The organism is Pseudoxanthomonas gei (assembly GCF_010119615.1).
Taxonomy (GTDB): Bacteria; Pseudomonadota; Gammaproteobacteria; order Xanthomonadales; family Xanthomonadaceae; genus Pseudoxanthomonas_A; species Pseudoxanthomonas_A gei.
The window spans coordinates 414,870-434,531 of sequence record NZ_QOVG01000002.1 but is presented as its reverse complement, the minus strand read 5'-3'; the positions used below and the strand labels follow the sequence as shown (position 1 = coordinate 434,531).

Sequence of the window (19,662 nt, the reverse complement as noted above, 5' to 3'; positions counted from 1 at the left end):
TTTACGGCTGCGGTTGCGGCGCCGGCTCCGGGGGCGGGGGCGGCGCTTCCTTGTCGCGATCCAGGCCGAACCAGCTGCGCCAGCCACCACCACCCTCGCCTTCACCTTCGCCTTCGGTGCCGTAGTCGTCGGGTGACTGCTGGATGACGCAGGGCGCGTAGGCGGGCGCGAAACCGGCCACGAACGGCAGCTGCCGCGCACCGGGGCAGCTGGCATCGGTGGCATTGCCACCGGCGACCCACTGCCAGTCCAGGCCCTTGCCCGAGACCGTCAGCGGTGCACTGGGCAGGCGCGAGAAGATTCCGGACCACACCCGCATTGCGCCGGTGGCGCCATACAGGCCGGTCTGTTCGTTCTGGTCGTTGCCCATCCACACGACCGCAAGGTGGTCGCCGGTGTAGCCGGCATACCAGCTGTCGCGGCCATCGTTGCTGGTGCCGGTCTTGCCGGCCGACTGCAGCCGGCCCAGGCCGTCGCCGAGCAACTGGCGACCGGTGCCGTTGCTGACCACCTGCTGCAGGGCGATGCTGATCAGGTGGGCGGCGATGGAGTCGCCTTCCTGTGCCGGCGCCGGGGTCTTGTCGTAGCGCTTGAGCAGCCTGCCGTTGCGGTCGAGCACGCCGCGCACCGCATGCAGCGGCTGGATCTCGCCGCCGGAGGCGAGGAACTGGTACAGCTGCGCCATCGCATACGGGCTCTGGTCGGTGGCGCCCAGGATCAACGAGGGATTGGGATCGGACTTGATGCCGGCGAGCACCCGGATCAGGCTGGACAGGCGTTCCGGATCGACCTTCATGCCGATGCGCACGGTGGCCTGGTTGTAGGAGTGGGCCAGCGCATCGACCAGCCGCACCGAGCCGTGGCTGCGGTTGTCGGAATTGCCCGGGGTCCAGCGCTTGCCCTTGCCGAGCTGCACGGTGACCGGCGCATCATCGACGTAGCTGGCCAGCGAATAGTTGTCCGGCTGGGCCAGTGCCAGCAGGTAGACGAAGGGCTTGAGCAGGGAACCGACCGGACGCTGCGCTTCCACCGCGCGGTTGAAGCCGGGCTGCGACACGTTGCGGCTGCCGACCACGGCCAGCACATCGCCGTCATGCACGTCGGTCAGCACCAGGCCGGCCTGCAAAGGCGGACGGCGCTTGTTTTCCACCGACTTCAGCGTGCGCGCCACCGCGCCTTCGGCGTAGGCCTGGGCCGAGGGCGACATGCCGGTGAGCACGCTAAGGCCGGCGCCCTGCAGCAGGTTCTCCGGATAGTCGCGCGCCAGCTGCCGGCGCACCAGGTCGACATAGGCGGGGAAGCGGTTGGCCGCGGCCATGCCCGGGGTCTTGGTCACGCCCAACGGCGCGTTGCGGGCGCGCTTCCATTCGGTGTCCGGGACCAGGCCGGTTTCATGCAGCTTGTCCAGGGCCAGGTTGCGGCGGGCCAGCGCACGCTCGGGATTGCGGCGCGGGTCGTAGTGGGACGGACCCTTGACGATGCCGATCAGCAGCGCGATCTGCTCGGTGGTCAGCGCATCGAGTTCGCGCCCGAACCAGAATTCCGACGCCGCGGCCACGCCATGGATGGCCTGGCTGCCGCGCTGGCCCATGTACACCTGGTTCATGTACGCCTCCAGGATGGTGCGCTTGTCGTAGCGCGCCTCCAGGATCAGGGCGAACAGGATCTCGTTGAACTTGCGGCTGACCGTGACTTCCTTGCCGATGCCCAGCAGGCCGCTGCGCGCCAGCTGCTGGGTCAGCGTGCTGGCGCCCTGCCTGCTCTCGCCGCCCGAACGCACGGTGACCCACAAGGCGCGGGCGATGCCGCTGAGGTCGATGCCATGGTGGGTATTGAAGTCGCGGTCCTCGACGGCCTGCAGGCCGGTGACCAGCAGCTCGGGCACTTCCTCCAGGCGCACCAGGCGGCGCTCCTCCTGCTTCTGTCCGTAGAGGGTGGCGATGCGCGCCGGATCCAGGCGCGCCGATTCCAGGTTCTGCTTGCGGTCCGGGTCGCGCACGGCGGCAACGCGGCCGCCAGACAGCGAGACCTGCACGCGGCGGGCGGGCACCGTGGCGTCCACGTCGGTGAAGCCGCGGCTGGCAATGGTGAAGCGCCCGCCTTCCTTCGCATAGGTGCCTGGCCGCTGGCCGGCACCGTCATCGCGATACGAGGCCGCGTCCAGTTCGGTCTTCAGGGTCTGCGCATCCATGGCCACGCCGGAAGCCAGCTGCAGCGGCCGCGCATACACACGGGTCGGCAACTGCCACTGCAGGGCACCGAAACGCTGGCTGACCTGGTGGTTCAGGTACAACGTGTAGGGGATCAGGAAACCGAGCCCCAGGCCCAGTGCGGCCAGTGCCCAGGTGACCAGTCGCTGCCGCCAGGGATGCGCTTGGTCGAGATCGTCGATGTCGTCGTCTTGGTCGTCGTAGTCGTAGCGCGGCACGGGGATGCGACAATGGGAATTCGGGCGAGTCTAGCGCAGCCCGCCCTGCAGCGAGTGCATGCAGGTGCCTTTCGCTCAGCCGGAGTTGCAGCTCAATGTCGATTTCCCTGGCCGATCTGCGCTTCCAATGGCAACGTGCGCTGGGGCTGGTCCGTCGTGGCACCACCAGCCTGCGGGCGCGTGGCTGGCGCGCGACCTGGGCGCGGGTGAAGCGCCAGTTCGAACGCGTGCCCCTGACCCAGCGCGCGGCGCTGTACTTCCCGCAGGACGCGCCCTTCGCGCCCTTCGCGGTACCCGACAGCGAGGCGCCGCGGGCCAGCCTCATCATTCCGGTCTACAACCAGGTCGCGCACACGTTGACCTGCCTGCGCGCGCTGGCCGAACACCCGCCCCTTGCGACCTGCGAAATCCTGGTGATCGATGACGGCTCCAGCGACCAGACCCAGGCGTGGATGGGGCAAGTGGCAGGCCTGCACTTCCATCGCCGGGCCCAGAACGGCGGCTTCATCGCGGCCTGCAACGACGGCGCGGCGCGCGCGCGCGGCGAAGTGCTGGTATTCCTCAACAACGACACCGTGCCGCAGCCCGGCTGGCTGGATGCGTTGCTGGATACCTTTCGCACGCAGCCGCGCGCCGGCCTGGTGGGCGCGCAGCTGATCTATCCGGACGGGCGCCTGCAGGAAGCCGGCGGCGTGGTGCGCGATGACGGGCGCGCCGACAACCTCGGCCGTTTCCAGTCGCCGCTGCATCCTGCGTTCTCCTACCTGCGCCAGGTCGACTATTGCTCCGGCGCGGCGATCGCGGTGCCTGCGGCATTGTTCGCCGAAGCCGGCGGTTTCGACACGCATTTCTCGCCCGCCTATTACGAGGACACCGACCTGGGCCTGCGCCTGCGCTCGCTGGGGCACGACGTGTTGTACCAGCCAGCCTCGAAAGTAGTGCACCTGGAAGGCATCACCGCCGGCACCGATCCCAACGCCGGCATCAAGGCCTACCAGGTGCGCAACCGCGAGAAGTTCGAGGCGCGCTGGCGCCACGCACTGCCAAGCCATCCGGACCATGAGGCGCCAGTGGTGGAACTCACGCGCCAGCATTACCGGCGCCAGGTCCTGATCGTCGATGCGCTGACACCACGGCCGGACCATGACTCGGGCTCCCTGCGCATGTTCAACCTGATGCGCCTGCTGCGCGAACAGGGCGCGCACGTGGTGTTCCTTGCGGCCAACCGCCAGCACGGCGGCCGCTATACCGAGGCCCTGCAACAGCTGGGCGTGGAGGCGTGGTACGCACCGTTCGCCGCGCGCGCGCCGGCGTGGCTGCGCGAGCATGGACCTCGCTTCGACGTGGTGCTGCTGTCGCGGCACTACGTGGCCAGCGAGTTCCTGCCGCTGGTCAAGCGCCACGCCCCGCAGGCCCGGATCGTGTTCGACAGCGTGGACCTGCATTACCTGCGCGAGGCGCGCGGCGCCGAGATGGCCGGCGACGCAGGCCTGCGCGCGGCCGCCCTGCGCACCCGCGACAGCGAACTGAAGGTCATTGCCGACGCCGACGTCACCCTGGTGGTCAGCACCATGGAGCGCGAACTGCTTGCGGCCGATGCCCCCGCAGCGCATATCGAACTGCTGTCGAACCTGCACGAGGTCGCCGGCGCCGGCGCCTCGTTCGCCCAGCGCCATGACCTGGTGTTCGTTGGCGGCTTCCGCCACCCGCCCAACGTGGATGCGGTGGTGTGGTTCGCAGGTCAAGTGATGCCGTTGCTGCGGGCGCGGCTGCCGGACGTGGTTTTCCATTGCGTGGGCAGCGATCCGCCGGACGCGGTCCGCGCACTGGCCGGGCGGGAGGGCGTGGTGGTGCATGGGCACGTTCCGGACCTGGTGCCGATGATGGAGAGCCTGCGTATCGCGGTGGCGCCATTGCGCTATGGCGCCGGGGTGAAGGGCAAGGTCAACCTGAGCATGGCGCACGGCCAGCCGGTGGTGGCGACGACGACCGCGGTGGAAGGCATGCACCTGGCTGATGGCGTGGACGTCCTGGTGGCCGATGATCCGCAGGGCTTCGCCGATGCGGTGGCCGGGCTGTACCAGGACGAGGCCTTGTGGAACCTGCTGTCGCGCAATGGCCTGGACAACGTGGCGCGCCATTTCTCCATGCAGGCGGCGCGCGAAGTCGTGGACAAGGTGTTCTTCGCGTCCTAGCGGTCGCCCTGATGCGCGCTGTGCACGCGTGCAGCGAACGCATCGAGTCCCGGCGCAGCGGCATCCAGCGCCTGCGCTTCGCGCAGGGCCAGCGCCGCGAACTCCACATCGCCGGACCCCAGTCGCTCGTCGCCCACGGCGATCCATTTCGAGGCCAGCTGCCTGCGCGCCCCGGCCAGGCCGGCATCGCGGGGCTGCAGGGCCTGCCAGGCGTCGTAGCAGGCGCGTGCGCGGCGTATGCGGTTGGCGCGCAGCTCGTCTTCCAGGCACGCGCGCACCGCCGGCAGCAGGCGCCGGGAGGCGCGCTGCACCGCAGGGTCCGCCGGAGAGATCGCCTGGGCGGCGCGCAGCTTGTCGTAGGCGCTTTCACCCGGCGGGGTCAGCCACTCGCCGCGCGCCTCGGCTTCCTGCATCGACGCCAGCAGGGCCTGCGTGCGGCGCTGGCGCTCTCGCCCAGGCAGCGGGGAAACCAGCCGCAACTGTGCCTGGCGCGCGCGCACCAAGGCCTGTTCGGCTTCCACCACCACCGCAGCGCGCGGCGCGATGTCACGCGCGCTGGCAAGCGAGTCCTGCGCCGCGTCGAACCTGAAATCGGCCGCTTCCCGCGCCGCCCGTTGCGCGTAGGCCGTGGCGACGCGCTCGATGCCCTGCGCGGCCGCGGGGTCGCCGGGCACCGCGTGGAGCACCTGCCGGTAGCCCTCCAGGGCCGGCTGCAGCTTCTGCCGGCGCAGGTCGGCGTCGGCGCGGCTGCGACGCAGGTCAGCGGCGCGGGCCAGTTGGGCCTGCGCCTCCGGCAGGTCGACGTGGCCGGCATCCTGTTCACGGGCCTGTGCCACCAGGCCGGCGCCCCTGGCAAGCTCACCGTCGGCAATGGCGCGTCGTGCCTGCTGCAACAGTTCCGAGAGTGCGTCCTCGCGGCCTTCCAGCGCCGCGGTATGGGTGGGCTGCAGGGCCAGCACGCGCTGGTACAGGGGCAATGCGATTTGCAGTTGCCCCGCAGCCCGCGCGGTTTCGGCGCGACGCACCAGTTCGTCCAGCCCCGCATGGGCGGATTCCCGCTGCCGCAGCTGCTCGGCCACCGCGTCGGCTTCGGCCTGCGGCACCTGCAGTTCACGCGCCAGCTGCAGCGACTGGCGTGCCTGGTCAAGACGGTTGGCCTGCAGCTGGGCGCGGGCCTGCGCGACGGCGGCCAGCGCAAGTCGCGAGAGTCCGTCACGGGCTTCGCTGCGGTCGGCATCCAGTGCCTGGGCTGCTTCGAAGCGCTGCCGCGCGCCGCTGCCATCGGGGTTGCTCAGGCGGCCCTGGCGCATGGCAAGTTCGGCGTCATCCAGCAGCCGCTGCACGCGCATGTCCGGCCACACCAGCTTGGCCAGCGGGTGGCGGAATACCACAACAGTAAGCGCCAGCATCACCAGCAGCGCGGCGATCCAGCGCCAATGACGGCGATCGCGCCATGCCGGCAGACGACGCGGCGGCGGCCGGCGGAATTCCACTTCCTGCAGCCAGTCGGCCACCGGTTCCACCCTGCCACCGGGCCGATTGTCGGGTTCGCGCATCACCGCGCCAGCATAAGCATTCAGCCTGAACGTCGCGCTTCCTCGACCCCCGGCAGCGCCTCCAGCTTGCCGAGCAGAGTCGAGAGCTGGCCGTAGTCGGCGACCTTCAGGCGCAGCCGCAACAGCACCTGGCCGCTGCCGCGCACGTTGTCGCTCTGGATGTCGGTGACGTTGGCATCTTCCTGCGCGATCAGCGTGGTGATGTCCTTCAGCAGGCCCTTGCGATCGAGTCCACGCAACTGCACGTCGACCTCATAGCCTCCGCCTGCCACACCCCACTCCACCGGCAACACGCGCTGGGGACTGGTGCCCGCCAGGCGCAGCAATGCGGGGCAGTCGGCACGATGCACGGTGACGCCGCGGCCACGGGTGAGGTAGCCGGCAATGGCTTCGCCCGGCACCGGCTGGCAACAACGCGCCAGCTGCACCAACAGATTGCCGACGCCCTGCACGGTGAATTTCGATTTCGAAGGCGCCGGCGCACGCCTGGGCACCCGCCGCACCGGGCTGGATGGCGGCGGCTCGCTGGCGGCGCGGAGCTCTTCATGCAAGGCGCGGCCGATCTGGCTGGGCCCCACATCGCCCAGTGCGACCTGGATATAGAGTTCGTCGATGTTCTCGGCATGGAATTTCCTGGCCATCGGCGCCAGGTCGGCGTTGTTCAGGCCAAGCCGCTTGAGCTCACGCTCCAGCACCTCGCGACCGGCCTGCACGTTGCGGGCGCGGTCCAGCTTGTGGAACCAGGCGCGCACCTTGTCGCGCGCGCGCCCGCTGGCCAGGAATGCATTACTGGTCAGCAGCCAGTCGCGGCGCGGCTCGCCGGTCTTGGCGGTCAGGATCTCCACGCGATCGCCGCTGCGGAGCGCGTGGTCCAGCGGCACGATGCGGCCGTTGACCTTGGCCCCGCGGGTGCGATGCCCGACCATGGTGTGCACGTGGTAGGCGAAGTCGAGCACGGTGCCGCCGCGCGGCAGGTCGATGACTTCGCCCTTGGGGGTCAGCGTGTAGATGCGTTCTTCGGCCAGTTGCGCGTCGAGTTCGCCGGCCAGTGCTTCGCCTTCATCGCGGCCGCCTTGCCCGCGCCCCCCTTCGCCGCTCTGCTCCAGCAACTGGCGCATCCACGCGATCTTGCGGTCGAAGGCCTTGCTGGCGCCCCTGTTTTCGTTGCCCTTGCCTTCCCTGCCGCCTTCCTTGTAGCGCCAGTGCGCAGCCACGCCCAGTTCGGCCTGGGCGTGCATCTCGTGGGTGCGGATCTGGACTTCCAGCGTGCGCCCCTCCGGGCCGATCACCGCGGTATGCAGCGAACGGTAGTCGTTGGGCTTGGGCCGGGCGATGTAGTCGTCGAATTCGCTGGGGATCGGCAACCACGTGGCATGCACCACGCCCAGCGCGGCGTAGCAGGCGGCGACATCGGCCACCGCCACGCGCAGCGCCCGCAGGTCGTAGAGTTCCTCCATCGACACCTGCTTCTTCTGCATCTTCCGCCAGATGCTGTAGATGTGCTTGGGCCGCCCACTGATCTCGGCCTCGATGCCATGTTCGGCCAGCGCGGCGCGCAGGGTGGATTTCACTGACTCGATGTAACGCTCGCGGCCGGCGCGTTTTTCATCGAGTTGCTGCGCGAGCTGGCGGTAGGTGTCGGGCTCTAGGTGGCGGAAGGCCAGGTCTTCCAGCTCCCATTTCAGTTGCCAGATGCCCAGGCGGTTGGCCAGCGGCGCATGGATGTCGCGGGTGAGCTGGGCCAGCAGCCGGCGCTCGCCCACGGGCAGGCTGGCGGCAACGCGCATCCGCGCCAGTTGCCGCGCCAGCAGGATGGGGACCACGCGCATGTCATGGACGATGGACAGCAGCAGGCGGCGCAGGCCCTCGCTGCTGCCGGGCACGGCGCGCTCGGCATGCAGGGCCCAGACCTGCGCCGCGGCGTTCTGGCCGTCCAGCAGGCCGGCGATGCCGGGCTGGCGATCCAGCAACGGCTTCAGCACGGGCTGAAGGGCCGGCATGCCGAACAGCAATGCGGCCGCCAGCACATCGCCGTCCGCCGACAGCGCGGTGAGTATGTCCAAGGTGTCCACCAGCACCTTGACCGGGTCCGGCATGCCGACCGCCACGGCCGCTGCAAGGGCCGGATCGGCAAGGGCTGAACGCAGTTCGGCAGGCAAGGCCTCGGCTGAACGGGATTGCAGCCAGGGCCGCAGCGCGCTGGTGGGGGAGGTGTCCAAGGCGGTGGTTTTCCGGAAGTTGTGTCTACACTAGCGGCCTTGCGCCCAGAGGAACAACCATGAAATCACTTCGCATCCCGTTCGCCGTGCTGATGTTGGCTTTTGCCCCGCTGGCATGGAGCCAGTCCACGCCGCAGGCCGCGAACGTGGAACAGCAGATGAGCGCCGATGAATTCAAGGCCGCTGGCCTGGACAAGTTGAGCGCGCGGGAACTGGCAGCGCTGAATAACTGGCTGCAGCACAAGGTCGGCCAGGAAACCGCGAAGGCGGTCGAGGTCGCCACCGAAGCCGCCAAGGAAGAAGGACGCAAGGAAGTGACCGAGAAGAACCGCGGGTTCTTCGACTTTGGAACCAGTGAACCCATCGCCAGCACCATCGTCGGCGAGTTCAAGGGGTTCGCCAATGGCCGCAAGTACACGCTCGCCAATGGCCAGGTCTGGGAACAGATCGAACCGGCCTCGCTGGCCGGGGTCAAGCGGACCGACGCCAAGGTCACCATCAAGCCGGGCATGTTCAACAACTGGTTCATGCGGATCGATGGTTACAACACCGCCGCCAAGGTCCGTCGCATCAAATAACCGTTGGCAGGCGCGAGAACACGGCGGCCAGTCCGCCTTGTTTTCCAGCGGCCTGCACTGCAGTCGCCCGCCCTTTGCGGCAGTCCAGGGGCAATGACGCCGGCTGCACCCGCTAGCTGCGCAATGCTGCCAGGCGCTGGGCGAGTTTCTTCTGCGAAATGCCGGCGCGCGCGCCCAGTTCCTGCGCGAAGAGCGACACCCGCAATTCCTCGAGGTCCCAACGCAGGGCCTGCCACGCGGCCGCATTCGCGCTGCCGCCGGGTGATGTCTGCTCCAGCGCGTCAATGAAGGGCCTCAACTCCAGCATGCGTGCCTGGTCGCGGGTGGGGTCGCGCAGCGCGCGTTCGGCACGCAGGCGCATCGCCTTCAGATAGCGCGGGAACTGCGCCAGTGCGTCGGCCGGCGTATCGCGCAGGAAACCGGCATGGACCAGCGCGGCGAGCTGCCGGCGCAGGTCATCGAGATTGCCGCCGGCCCAGCCCATCAGCTTTGATTCCAGCTGCGGCTTGAGTTCGGCCACGGCCGAGAGGATGGCTTCGGCCAGCTTCAACCGTTCCATTGCTTCGGGAAAAAGCTTGCGTGATGCCTCCTCGCTGCGGCGCTCGAAAGCCGCGCGGTCGCGGATGTCGCCCAGGCCCTCGGCCAGCACGGCATTGAGCGCGGCCTCGACCAGATCGCCGCGCAGGCGCTCCTGCGATTCGATCGCCGCGTACAGCAGCCCGGTCTTGGGTGACACCGGCAGCTGCTTGCGCGCCTGCTTGGCCTTGTCGGCCAGGGCGATGTCCAGCAAACGGCGCACGCCCTGCGGATGTGCAGCATCGGCTTCGCTGCGGTCGGCGAACACCCGCAACGCCACGCTTTCGCCTTCGTCCACCAATGCGGGATAGGCAGGCACGCCGGCTTCGCCAGGCACCTGCAGCGGAATCGCATTGGCGGGGAACTCGCGCAAGCCCCGGGCCGCCATCTCGCGCCCGGCGCGCGCGGCGAAGGCATGGCCGGCACGATCGCCGAAGCCGGCGCGCAATGTTTCCAGTTCGCGTGATTCGGCCAGCACCTGGCCATCGTCGGCGCGCAGGCGCAGGTTCATGCGCAGGTGCGGCTCCAGTGCGGCCTCGTCGAAATCCAGCGCCGCCACCGGCACGCCGGTGGCACGCGACAGGAACCGCCCCAGTTCGCCGCGGATGTCATCGGCGCCGGGCTGCGGGAACGCCTCGGCGAACGCGCGCCCGTAATCCGGCGCCGGCACGTAGTTGCGGCGCATCGCCTTGGGCAGGCTGCGGATCAGTTCGGCAGCCTTCTCGCCGATGAAGCCGGGCGCCAGCCACGACAGGCGCGCGGCATCCAGCGCGTTGAGCAGGTGCAGCGGCACCTCCAGGGTCACGCCGTCGTCAACTGCGCCCGGCTCGAACCTGTAGTGCAGCGGCAGGCGCGCATCGCCAAGCGGAAAATATTTGGGGAAGCGGTCTTCCTCGCTGCCCTCGCCTGGCAACAGGTCGACCAGCGACCAGTGCAGCGCCCGCCGCGCTTCCGGCGCCAGCTTTTTGTACCAGGCGTCCAGCCCGGCCGCCGAATGCAGGTCCGACGGAATGCGGTCCAGGTACCAGCGCGCCTGCCAGTCCTCATCGGCAACGATGCCGGCACGCCGCAGCTTGGCTTCTTCCTCGTGCGCCTGCTCCAGCACCTTGAGGTTGTCGGCAACAAAACTGGCGCGGGTGTTGATTTCGCCGGTCACCAGGCCCTGGCGCACGAAGAGGTCATGCGCTTCCACTGGCGCGATGCGGCCGTAATGCACCGGTTTCTTCGGCGCCAGCACCAGTCCGAACAGGCTGATCTGCTCGGAGGCCAGCACATGGCCCTGCGCGCGCGACCAGTGCGCATCGAAATGCTTGCGCGCCAGCAGGTGTGGCAATTCGGCAATCACCCAGTCCGGCTCGATGGCGGCATTGGTCATGCCCCAGACGCGCGCGGTGTCCAGCAACGTCGCACTGAGCACCCACGCCGGTGGCTTCTTCGCCAACGTGGAGCCGGGAAACAGGTGGTAGCGGCGCTGGCGCGGGGCCAGGAAATCGCCCTTCTCGGTCTTGTGGCCGACCTGGGTCGGCAGGCCGGCGAGCAGCGCGCGGTGCAGCGAGACGTATGCGGAATGCGGCATCTCCGCGGCCAGGCGATCAGCTTCGCCTGCTTGTCTTCCCCCTTTGGACAAGGGGGATCGAGGGGGATTTGCTTTCCGCGCGGAGAGCGAATCCCCCCTGCCCTCCTTTTCCAAAGGGGGGAGCGCTTCATCTGGCTTTGCCGTGGCGGAAACCTCATCAAGCTCCCAGCCCAGCTCGTTGCACATCAGCAGCAGCTGCCGATGCAGCTCGCGCCATTCGCGCATGCGCAGGAAGCCGAGGAAATGGCGCTCGCACCAGTCACGCAGCTTCGACTGCGTCAGCTCCTCATGGGCCTCGCGATAACCCTGCCACAGCTTGAGGATACCGATGAATTCGGATTTGGGGTCGGCGAACTTCGCGTGTGCATTGTCCGCGGCCTCGCGTGCCTCGGGCGGGCGTTCGCGCGGGTCCTGGATGCCCAGGAACGAGGCGATCACGATCATCTCGCGCAACGAGCCATTGCCCTGCGCAGCCACCAGCATGCGCGCCAGCTTGACGTCGACCGGCAGGCGCGACATCTGCTTGCCGATGGTGGTGAGGGTCTTGTCGCTGCCACGTTCGGAGCCGCCCACCGCACCCAGTTCCACCAGCTGCTGCCAGCCGTCGGCGATCGCGCGTTCGTCCGGCGGCTCCAGGAACGGGAAGTCCTCGATGCGACCCAGGCCCAGCGCCAGCATGCGCAGGATCACCCCGGACAGGCTGCTGCGGCGGATCTCGGGATCGGTGAACTCGGGCCGCGATTCGAAGTCGGCTTCGGCATACAGGCGGTAGCAGATACCGTCGGAAATACGCCCGCAACGACCCTTGCGCTGGTTGGCACTGGCCTGCGACACCGGTTCGATATGCAGGCGGTCGAGCTTCTGCCGCGGGCTGTAGCGCTTGACGCGCGCATAGCCAGGGTCGACCACGTACTTGATGCGCGGCACGGTCAGCGAGGTCTCGGCGACATTGGTCGCCAGCACCAGCCGGCGCCTGATGCCGGGATTGAACACCTTGTCCTGGTCGCGCGCGGACAGGCGCGCGTACAGCGGCGTCACTTCGGTGTCGCGGTACTTGCGGCGCTCCAGCGCCTGGTGCGCATCGCGGATCTCGCGTTCGCCCGGCAGGAACATCAGCACGTCGCCACGTGGATCCTGGCGGGTGATCTCGTCGATGGCGGCCACGATGGCGTCGTTGACCGTGCGATCACCCTGCCGTCCTTCGCCTTCCGCATCGCCCTCCCCTTCCAGCGGGCGGTAGCGCACCTCGACCGGGAAGGTGCGCCCTTCCACGTCGATCACCGGCGCGTCGTCGAAGTGGCGCGAGAAACGGCCGGTGTCGATGGTGGCCGAAGTGACGATCACCTTGAGGTCGCGCCGCTTGCGCAGCAGCTGCTTCAGGAAGCCGAGCAGGAAGTCGATGTTGAGGCTGCGTTCGTGGGCCTCGTCGACGATGATGGTGTCGTAGGCTGACAGCCACCGGTCCGAGGCGATCTCGGCCAGCAGGATGCCGTCGGTCATGAACTTGATGCGGGTGTCGTCGCCGACCTGGTCATTGAAGCGGACCTGGAAGCCGACCGCGCCGCCTGCCGGCCCGCTTCCGATCTGCGTGCCCAACTCCTCGGCCACGCGCCGGGCGACCGCGCGCGCCGCGATCCGCCGCGGCTGGGTGCAGCCGATCATGCCGGCGACGCCACGGCCGGCAGCCAGGCACAGCTTGGGCAGCTGGGTGGTCTTGCCGGAACCGGTCTCGCCTGCGATCACCACCACCGGATGGGCGCGGATCAGCTCGACGATCTTTTCGGCTTCACGTGCGATCGGGAGCGAATCGTCCAAAGTCACCCTGGGCGCCGAAGCAGCGCGGGCAGTGACCCTGGCGCTGGATTGGGCCAGCGCCAGCTCGAAAGCAGCGCGGGTCGCGGCATCGGCCGGCTTGCCCTGCCAGCGCGACCACAGCCCATGCAGGCGCCCACGGTCGCGCGTCAGCGCTCCGTCGATGGCACGGCGCGCGGCGGCGAGGTCCTTGTTTTCGATTGCTGCAGTACCCATCGATCGGTGGCAGTGAATCTTTTGATTACACGACATGCGTTACCTTGATCATTGTCGCCTATCCCACCTCAAGGAGTGTCCAGATGGCCAGCAAGCAAGCAAAGAGCAAGACCGGGAGCAAGACCGCGCCTAAGGGCACTTCGGCCAAGCCATCCACTGCCGCCGAGGCCAGGCTGGCTTCAGCCGCGCCGACCGCACCCAATATCGATATTGGGATCGATGCGGGCGATCGCAAGAAGATCGCCGATGGCCTGTCGCGTTTCCTGGCCGACAGCTACACCCTGTACCTGAAGACCCACAACTTCCATTGGAACGTCACCGGCTCCATGTTCAACGCCCTGCACAACATGTTCGAGGCCCAGTACACCGAGCAGTGGAACGCGCTGGATGAGATCGCTGAACGCATCCGCGCCCTGGGCTTCAACGCGCCTGGCTCCTATCACGAATTCATTGCCCTGTCCTCGATTCCCGAGGAGCCGGGCCTGACCAACAGCGCCGACTGGCACGAGATGGTCCGCCAGCTGGTGGTCGGCAACGAGGCGGTGTGCCGCACCGCGCGCTCGGCGCTTGAAATCGCCGACGAGGCCGACGACGCCCCCACCGAGGACCTGCTGACCCAGCGCCTGCAGACCCACGAGAAATACGCCTGGATGCTGCGCTCCTTGCTGCAGTAAGGTTTCCACCGCCTTGATTCAGGAAAACGCCCGGCCTGTCCGGGCGTTTTCCTTGGTCCTTCACTTGACCGCGCTGGTACCCTGATTGCATGACTGAATCACCCCAGGACCTGCTGCAGCGAATCTTCGGCCACGCCGATTTTCGTGGGCCGCAGCGGGCCATCATCGAACACATCATTGGCGGCGGCGACGCGCTGGTGCTGATGCCCACCGGCGGCGGCAAGTCGCTGTGCTACCAGGTGCCGGCCTTGCTGCGCGAAGGCGTGGGCCTGGTGATCTCACCATTGATCGCGCTCATGCAGGACCAGGTCGAGGCGCTGCGCCAGGTCGGCGTGCGCGCCGAGTTCCTGAATTCCACCCTGGATGCCGAAGCCGCGGGCCGGGTGGAGCGCGCGCTGCTGGCCGGCGAGCTGGACCTGCTGTACGTGGCGCCGGAGCGCCTGCTGACGCCGCGTTTCCTGTCGCTGCTGGATCGTTCGTCGATCGCACTGTTCGCCATCGATGAAGCGCATTGCGTTTCGCAGTGGGGCCACGACTTCCGGCGCGAGTATCGCGAGCTCACCGTGCTGCACGAACGCTGGCCCGAAGTGCCGCGCATCGCCCTGACCGCCACCGCCGATCCACCGACCCAGCGCGAGATCGCCGAGCGGCTGCAGCTGGAGGATGCCGAGTGGTTCGTCAGCTCCTTCGACCGGCCCAATATCCGCTACAACGTGGCCCAGAAGGACAACGGCAAGCGGCAGCTGCTGGATTTCCTGGCCACCCACCGCGACGAGGCCGGCATCGTCTATTGCCTGTCGCGGCGCAAGGTCGATGAAACCGCCGCGACGCTGGCCGGCCTGGGCTTCAAGGCGCTGCCTTACCACGCCGGACTGGATGCCGAAGTGCGCGCCGGCAACCAGCGGCGCTTCCTGCGCGAGGACGGGGTGGTCATGGTGGCCACCATTGCCTTCGGCATGGGCATAGACAAGCCCGACGTGCGTTTCGTCGCGCACACGGACCTGCCCAAGTCGCTGGAAGGCTATTACCAGGAAACCGGCCGCGCCGGCCGCGATGGCGAGCCGGCCGAGGCCTGGCTCTGCTACGGCCTGGGCGACATGGTGCTGTTGAAGCAGATGATCGAGCAGTCCGAGGCCGGCGAGGAACGCAAGCAACTGGAACGCCGTAAACTGGACCAGCTGCTGGGTTATTGCGAATCGATGCAGTGCCGCCGCCAGGTGCTGCTCGCGGGCTTCGGTGAAACCTACCCGAATGCCTGCGGAAATTGCGACAACTGCCTGCAGCCAGCCGCCAGCTGGGACGCGACCCTGGCTGCGCAGAAGGCGTTGAGCTGCGTCTATCGCACCGGCCAGCGTTTCGGGGCCGTGCACCTCATCGACGTGTTGCGCGGCAGCGAGAACGAGCGCATCCAGCAGTTCGGCCACGACAAGCTCAGCACCTACGGCATCGGCAAGGACCTGGACGCCAAATCGTGGCGCGGCGTGTTCCGCCAGCTGGTGGCCACCGGCCTGCTGGAAGTGGACACCGAGGCGTTCGGCGGACTGCGCCTGACCGATGCAAGCCGCGCGGTGCTCACCGGCCGCCAGAACGTGGTCCTGCGAAAGGAAGTTGCCGGCAAGAAGGCGCGCGAACGCGACCGCGGCCCGCGCACCGGCGTGTCGGTGCAGCCGCAGGATCTTTCCCTGTTCGGCGCCTTGCGCGACCTGCGCGCGCAACTGGCGCGCGAGCAGAACGTGCCGGCCTACGTGATCTTCCACGACAGTACCCTGCGCAACATCGCCGAACAGAGGCCCGAAAGCCTGGACGACCTGGGACGGGTCGGCGGCATCGGCGGCACCAAGCTCGAGCGTTATGGACCGCAGGTGCTCGAGATCGTCCGCGAACAGGGCTGAGCGTGATGGCCCAGCCGTTGCCGGTACTGCATGGCCTGGTCCTGACCGGCGGCCACAGCATGCGGATGGGCGAGGACAAGGCGCTCATCGCTTACGGTGACGGGCCGCAGGTGCTGGCGACCTGGCAGCGGCTCATGCCCAGCGTGCAGGAGTGCTTCGTGTCCCTGCGTGCCGACCAGCGCGAAGAACCCGTGCGCAACGCGCTACCCGCACTTGTTGATGCAGTGGACGGCATTGGAGCGGCGGCGGGCCTGCTTGCGGCGCACGCAGCGCGTCCCGAAGCTGCCTGGCTGGTGGTGGCCTGCGACCTGCCGCTCCTGCAGCCGTCGACCCTGGCCGCGCTGGTACGTGCGCGTGACGGCCGGCACGCAGCCATTGCCTATCGCTGTGAAGAGGATGGCCAGCCCGAGCCGCTGTGCGCGGTATGGGAACCCGCAGCCTTGCAGGCGCTGGCGCGGGAGTCAGGCAGCGGCCGCCATGGCCTGCGCAATGCCCTGGCCCTGGTCGCCACGCTGCTGCTTGCTGCACCCGCGGATGGATCATTGCGCAATATCAACACGCCGCAGGAACGTGCGGACCTGGCGCTTCGGCCTCCCCCTTTGGAAAAGGGGGATTGAGGGGGATTTGCTCTTGCTCACTAAGCAAGATCAAGAGCAAATCCCCCGTAGCCCCCTTTGCCAAAGGGGGCAAAGCCCGAAGCCGGCACACACGCAAACTTGTTCTCGGACAGGTCTCAAGAAGCATGCTCCGCTGCTTGCCGCGGCCGAACTCGCAGCCGCCACGGATGGCTGTACACCACATGCCTTCCGGGACGGACAAAGCCGGCCAGGGTCAGCCCGCACGACTGCGCCAGGTCGACCGCCAAAGCCGTCGGCGCGGAAATCGCGGCCAGCAGCGGGATACCGGCAATCGCGGCCTTGGTGACCATCTCGTAGCTCGCACGGCTGGTCACCAGTGCGAAACCCGTGGCCGGATCGATGCCTGCGCGCAACATCGCGCCGATCAGCTTGTCCAGCGCGTTGTGGCGGCCCACGTCCTCGCGCACCTCAACTACCGTGCCATAAACGTTGCACCAGGCCGCCGCATGGATCGCGCCGGTGGCGGCATTCAAGGGTTGCCGGTCCTGCAAAGCAACCAACGCGACTTCCAGTGCCTGCGCTGCCAGCACGACGCCTTCGCCGACCGCGGCCGGTTGCCTGACCACCTCCTCCAGCAGGCGGCTGCCACAGATGCCGCAACCACTGCGGCCTGGCATCAGCCGGGTCTGGTCCGAAGACATCATGGCCGAAGCGGGATCGGTGGTTCGAATGTCCAGCACGATGCCTTCCAGCACATCGCGCACGTCGACTTCCACGATGCCGCCGCAAGCGATGCCACGCTCGGTCAGCGAAAACCCGTGCGCGAAATCCAGCAGGTTTCCCGGCGAAGCCATCATCACCGCGAACGGGATGCCGTCGTAATGCACGCCGACCGGGACCTCCTCTGCCAGCAGGTCCAGCTTCGGCTCGGCGACACCGGCCCGCACCTCCAGCACGGCACGGCTTGCCACGCCAGCGCCGGCGACGGGATCAGCCGCCACCATCTGCTTCTGGATCGCGGGCCGCGACGATTCGCACCGGGATCGACTTGTAGGCGGGTGTACCCGACTGCGGGTCGTGGCTGTCCAGCGCCACCAGGCAATTGCCTTCGGGGTAATACATGGCAGTGGAACCACGTGGGATGTCGTATCGCACCGCGATGAAACCGCGCACGCTGCGCGATACGGAGCGCGTTGCACTGGCTGACCCGCATGCTTCCACGTCGATGCGATCGCCATGCACCAGCTTGCGCTCTTCCATGTCCACGGCATTCATGAAAACCACGTCACGCCGCCCGTTGATGCCACGGTAGCGGTCGCTGAAACCGTAGATCGTGGTGTTGTACTGGTCGTGCGAGCGGATCGTGGTCATGGTCAGCACGCCGGCGTCGTTGTTGCGCAGGTCCTCGTTGAGGCCAGGCGAGACCAGGAATTTCGCTTTCTTGTCGGGGCCACCCCAGTCGCGCACCGAGGCACCGACCGGCAGGCGGAAGCCGCCGGGCTCGCGCACACGCCGGTTGTAGTCCTGGAAGATCGGGAACACCGACTCGATGTCGTCGCGAATGCGGCCGTAGTCGGCGACCAGGCCCTGCCAGTCCACTTTCGTCCGGGGCAGCGTGGCGCGCGCGATGCCGGCGACGATGGCGGGCTCGGACAGCAGATGTTCGGAAGCAGGCTTCAGCCCGCCCTGCGAGGCGTGCACCATCGACATCGAGTCTTCCACCGTCACCGATTGCACCACACCATTTTGCAGGTCCAGTTCAGTGCGGCCCAGGCACGGCAGCAGGAAGGCCTGCTTCGCCGGAATCAGATGCGAGCGATTGAGCTTGGTGGCGATGTGCACGACCAGGTCGAGCTTGCGCATCGCCGGGAACGTGGTTTCCGGGTCGGAGATCGCCACCGCCAGGTTGCCGCCCAGGCACACCAGCGCCTTGGAACGGCCATCGCGGATGGCCCGCACCGCCTCCACCGCATCGTGGCCGTGGGTCAGCGGGAACTCGAAGCCATAGGTGCGCTGGATCGCATCGACCAGCGCCTGGGTCGGCTTCTCGGTGATGCCTACGGTGCGGTCGCCCTGCACGTTGGAGTGGCCGCGGATCGGCGCGATGCCGGCGCCGGGGCGGCCGATGTTCCCGCGCAGCAGCATCAGGTTGGCCATCTGCTGCACGTTGCGCGTGCCGAAGCGATGCTGGGTCATGCCCATGCCGTAGCAGAGGATCACGCTTTCGGCCTGCGCGTACACCTGCGCGGCCGCCTCGATGTCGCTGCGTGCCAGGCCGGACACTTCGATGATGTCGTCCCAGCGCGTGGCCGCGAGGTCCGCTCGCAAGCCCTCGATGCCGGTGGTGTGTCCGGCGATGAAGTCGTGGTCCAGCACACCCTTTCCGCCGGCCGCAAGGTCGACGGCATCGGCTTCCAGCAGCCACTTCATCATGCCCTTGAGCAGGGCCACGTCGCCGCCGATCTTGACCTGGTAATAGGTCTGCGCTATCGGCGTGGAGCGATTGGTGAGCATTTCGCCGGGATCCTGCGGCGAGGTGAAGCGCTCCAGCCCGCGTTCGCGCAGCGGATTGACCGCGATGATCGGCACGCCGCGTTTCGATATCTCGCGCAGCGTGCCCAGCATGCGCGGATGGTTGGTGCCCGGATTGTGGCCAAAGCTGAAAAGCGCGTCGCAGTGTTCGAAATCCTCCAGCGTCACCGTGCCCTTGCCGACGCCGATCGAATCGGGAAGGCCGACGCTGGTGGCCTCGTGGCACATGTTGGAGCAGTCCGGGAAATTGTTGGTGCCGTATTCGCGCACCATCAGCTGGTACAGGAACGCGGCCTCGTTGGAGGTGCGGCCCGAGGTGTAGAACTCGGCCATGTCCGGATGCGGCAGCGCGCGCAGTCCGGCGCCAATGGCTTGAAAGGCGTCTTCCCAGCTGGTCGGCAGGTAGCGGTCGCTGGCCGGGTCATAGGCCATCGGATGGGTGAGCCGGCCTTCGCCCTCCAGCGCGTGGTCGCTCCACTCCCACAATTCGGACAAGGTGTGGGCGGCGAAGAACCCGGGCGTGGCGCGCTTGCCGGTCGCTTCCCACGACACCGCCTTGGCGCCGTTCTCGCAGAACTCGAAGGATGAGGTGTGCCTGGGATCAGGCCAGGCACAGCCCGGGCAATCGAAGCCTGCCGGCTGGTTGACCCGTCGCAGCGCCGCGGTCTCGCGACCCACCGCCATCTGCCCCTTCAGCACGCGCGCCACCGCAGCGAGCGAACCCCAGCCACCGGCGGGACCCTGGTAATCGTCGACTCCCGGAACCTTGCGCTCGCTCATGGACCTGCTCCTGCACCAGGCGCCGAGGATAGACCAACTGCGCGAAAGCG

Annotated in this window: 11 protein-coding genes; 5 read left to right on the top strand and 6 right to left on the bottom strand. The window is 67.9% G+C overall.

What is annotated here, in order from left to right; translation table 11 throughout:
- Window position 1 precedes the first annotated feature (1 nt).
- The gene (gene mrcB, locus DT603_RS04805; RefSeq protein ID WP_162348701.1) at window positions 2–2,428 is read right to left on the bottom strand and encodes a penicillin-binding protein 1B; all 2,427 of its coding nucleotides are present in this window, start codon (window positions 2,426–2,428) and stop codon (window positions 2–4) included.
- Between the two features lie 95 nt (window positions 2,429–2,523).
- Here mrcB and DT603_RS04800 point away from each other — a divergent pair, with 95 nt between their 5' ends.
- The gene (locus DT603_RS04800) at window positions 2,524–4,623 is read left to right on the top strand and encodes a glycosyltransferase (protein ID WP_162348700.1); all 2,100 of its coding nucleotides are present in this window, start codon (window positions 2,524–2,526) and stop codon (window positions 4,621–4,623) included.
- Here DT603_RS04800 and DT603_RS04795 read toward each other — a convergent pair.
- Window positions 4,620–6,032, bottom strand: a complete 1,413-nt coding sequence (locus tag DT603_RS04795) for a hypothetical protein (RefSeq protein WP_162348776.1) — start codon at window positions 6,030–6,032, stop codon at window positions 4,620–4,622. The genes DT603_RS04800 and DT603_RS04795 overlap by 4 nt on opposite strands.
- Before the next feature lie 167 nt (window positions 6,033–6,199).
- Entirely contained in the window at window positions 6,200–8,398 is a 2,199-nt protein-coding gene (locus DT603_RS04790; RefSeq protein WP_246191560.1) for a RelA/SpoT family protein, read from the bottom strand.
- 59 nt (window positions 8,399–8,457) lie between these two features.
- Here DT603_RS04790 and DT603_RS04785 point away from each other — a divergent pair, with 59 nt between their 5' ends.
- Window positions 8,458–8,976: a hypothetical protein gene (locus tag DT603_RS04785; RefSeq protein ID WP_162348699.1), complete on the top strand. Its 519-nt coding sequence runs from the start codon at window positions 8,458–8,460 to the stop codon at window positions 8,974–8,976.
- Between the two features lie 112 nt (window positions 8,977–9,088).
- Here the strand turns inward: DT603_RS04785 and hrpA are convergent, their stop codons facing one another.
- Window positions 9,089–13,156: an ATP-dependent RNA helicase HrpA gene (gene hrpA / locus DT603_RS04780; RefSeq protein WP_162348698.1), complete on the bottom strand. Its 4,068-nt coding sequence runs from the start codon at window positions 13,154–13,156 to the stop codon at window positions 9,089–9,091.
- Between the two features lie 83 nt (window positions 13,157–13,239).
- On the opposite strand from hrpA, the gene DT603_RS04775 reads away from it, so the two are divergent.
- From DT603_RS04775 to DT603_RS04765, 3 genes are all read left to right on the top strand, one after another.
- Window positions 13,240–13,830 carry a Dps family protein gene (locus DT603_RS04775; protein WP_162348697.1) on the top strand — a complete coding sequence of 197 codons (591 nt, stop codon included), beginning with the start codon at window positions 13,240–13,242 and terminating at the stop codon, window positions 13,828–13,830.
- An 89-nt stretch (window positions 13,831–13,919) separates the two neighbouring features.
- The gene (gene recQ / locus DT603_RS04770) at window positions 13,920–15,722 is read left to right on the top strand and encodes a DNA helicase RecQ (RefSeq protein ID WP_162348696.1); all 1,803 of its coding nucleotides are present in this window, start codon (window positions 13,920–13,922) and stop codon (window positions 15,720–15,722) included.
- A 5-nt stretch (window positions 15,723–15,727) separates the two neighbouring features.
- Window positions 15,728–16,339 (top strand): NTP transferase domain-containing protein, encoded by a 612-nt coding sequence (locus DT603_RS04765; RefSeq protein WP_211368275.1) that lies wholly within the window; start codon window positions 15,728–15,730, stop codon window positions 16,337–16,339.
- A 116-nt stretch (window positions 16,340–16,455) separates the two neighbouring features.
- Here DT603_RS04765 and fdhD read toward each other — a convergent pair whose 3' ends face one another.
- Window positions 16,456–17,301, bottom strand: coding sequence for a formate dehydrogenase accessory sulfurtransferase FdhD (fdhD, locus tag DT603_RS04760; RefSeq protein ID WP_343037717.1), 846 nt, complete (start codon window positions 17,299–17,301; stop codon window positions 16,456–16,458).
- Complete coding sequence (locus tag DT603_RS04755) at window positions 17,291–19,612, bottom strand: FdhF/YdeP family oxidoreductase (RefSeq protein ID WP_162348694.1); 2,322 nt, start codon at window positions 19,610–19,612, stop codon at window positions 17,291–17,293. Before DT603_RS04755 ends, fdhD begins: the two co-directional genes overlap by 11 nt.
- Window positions 19,613–19,662: the final 50 nt, after the last annotated feature.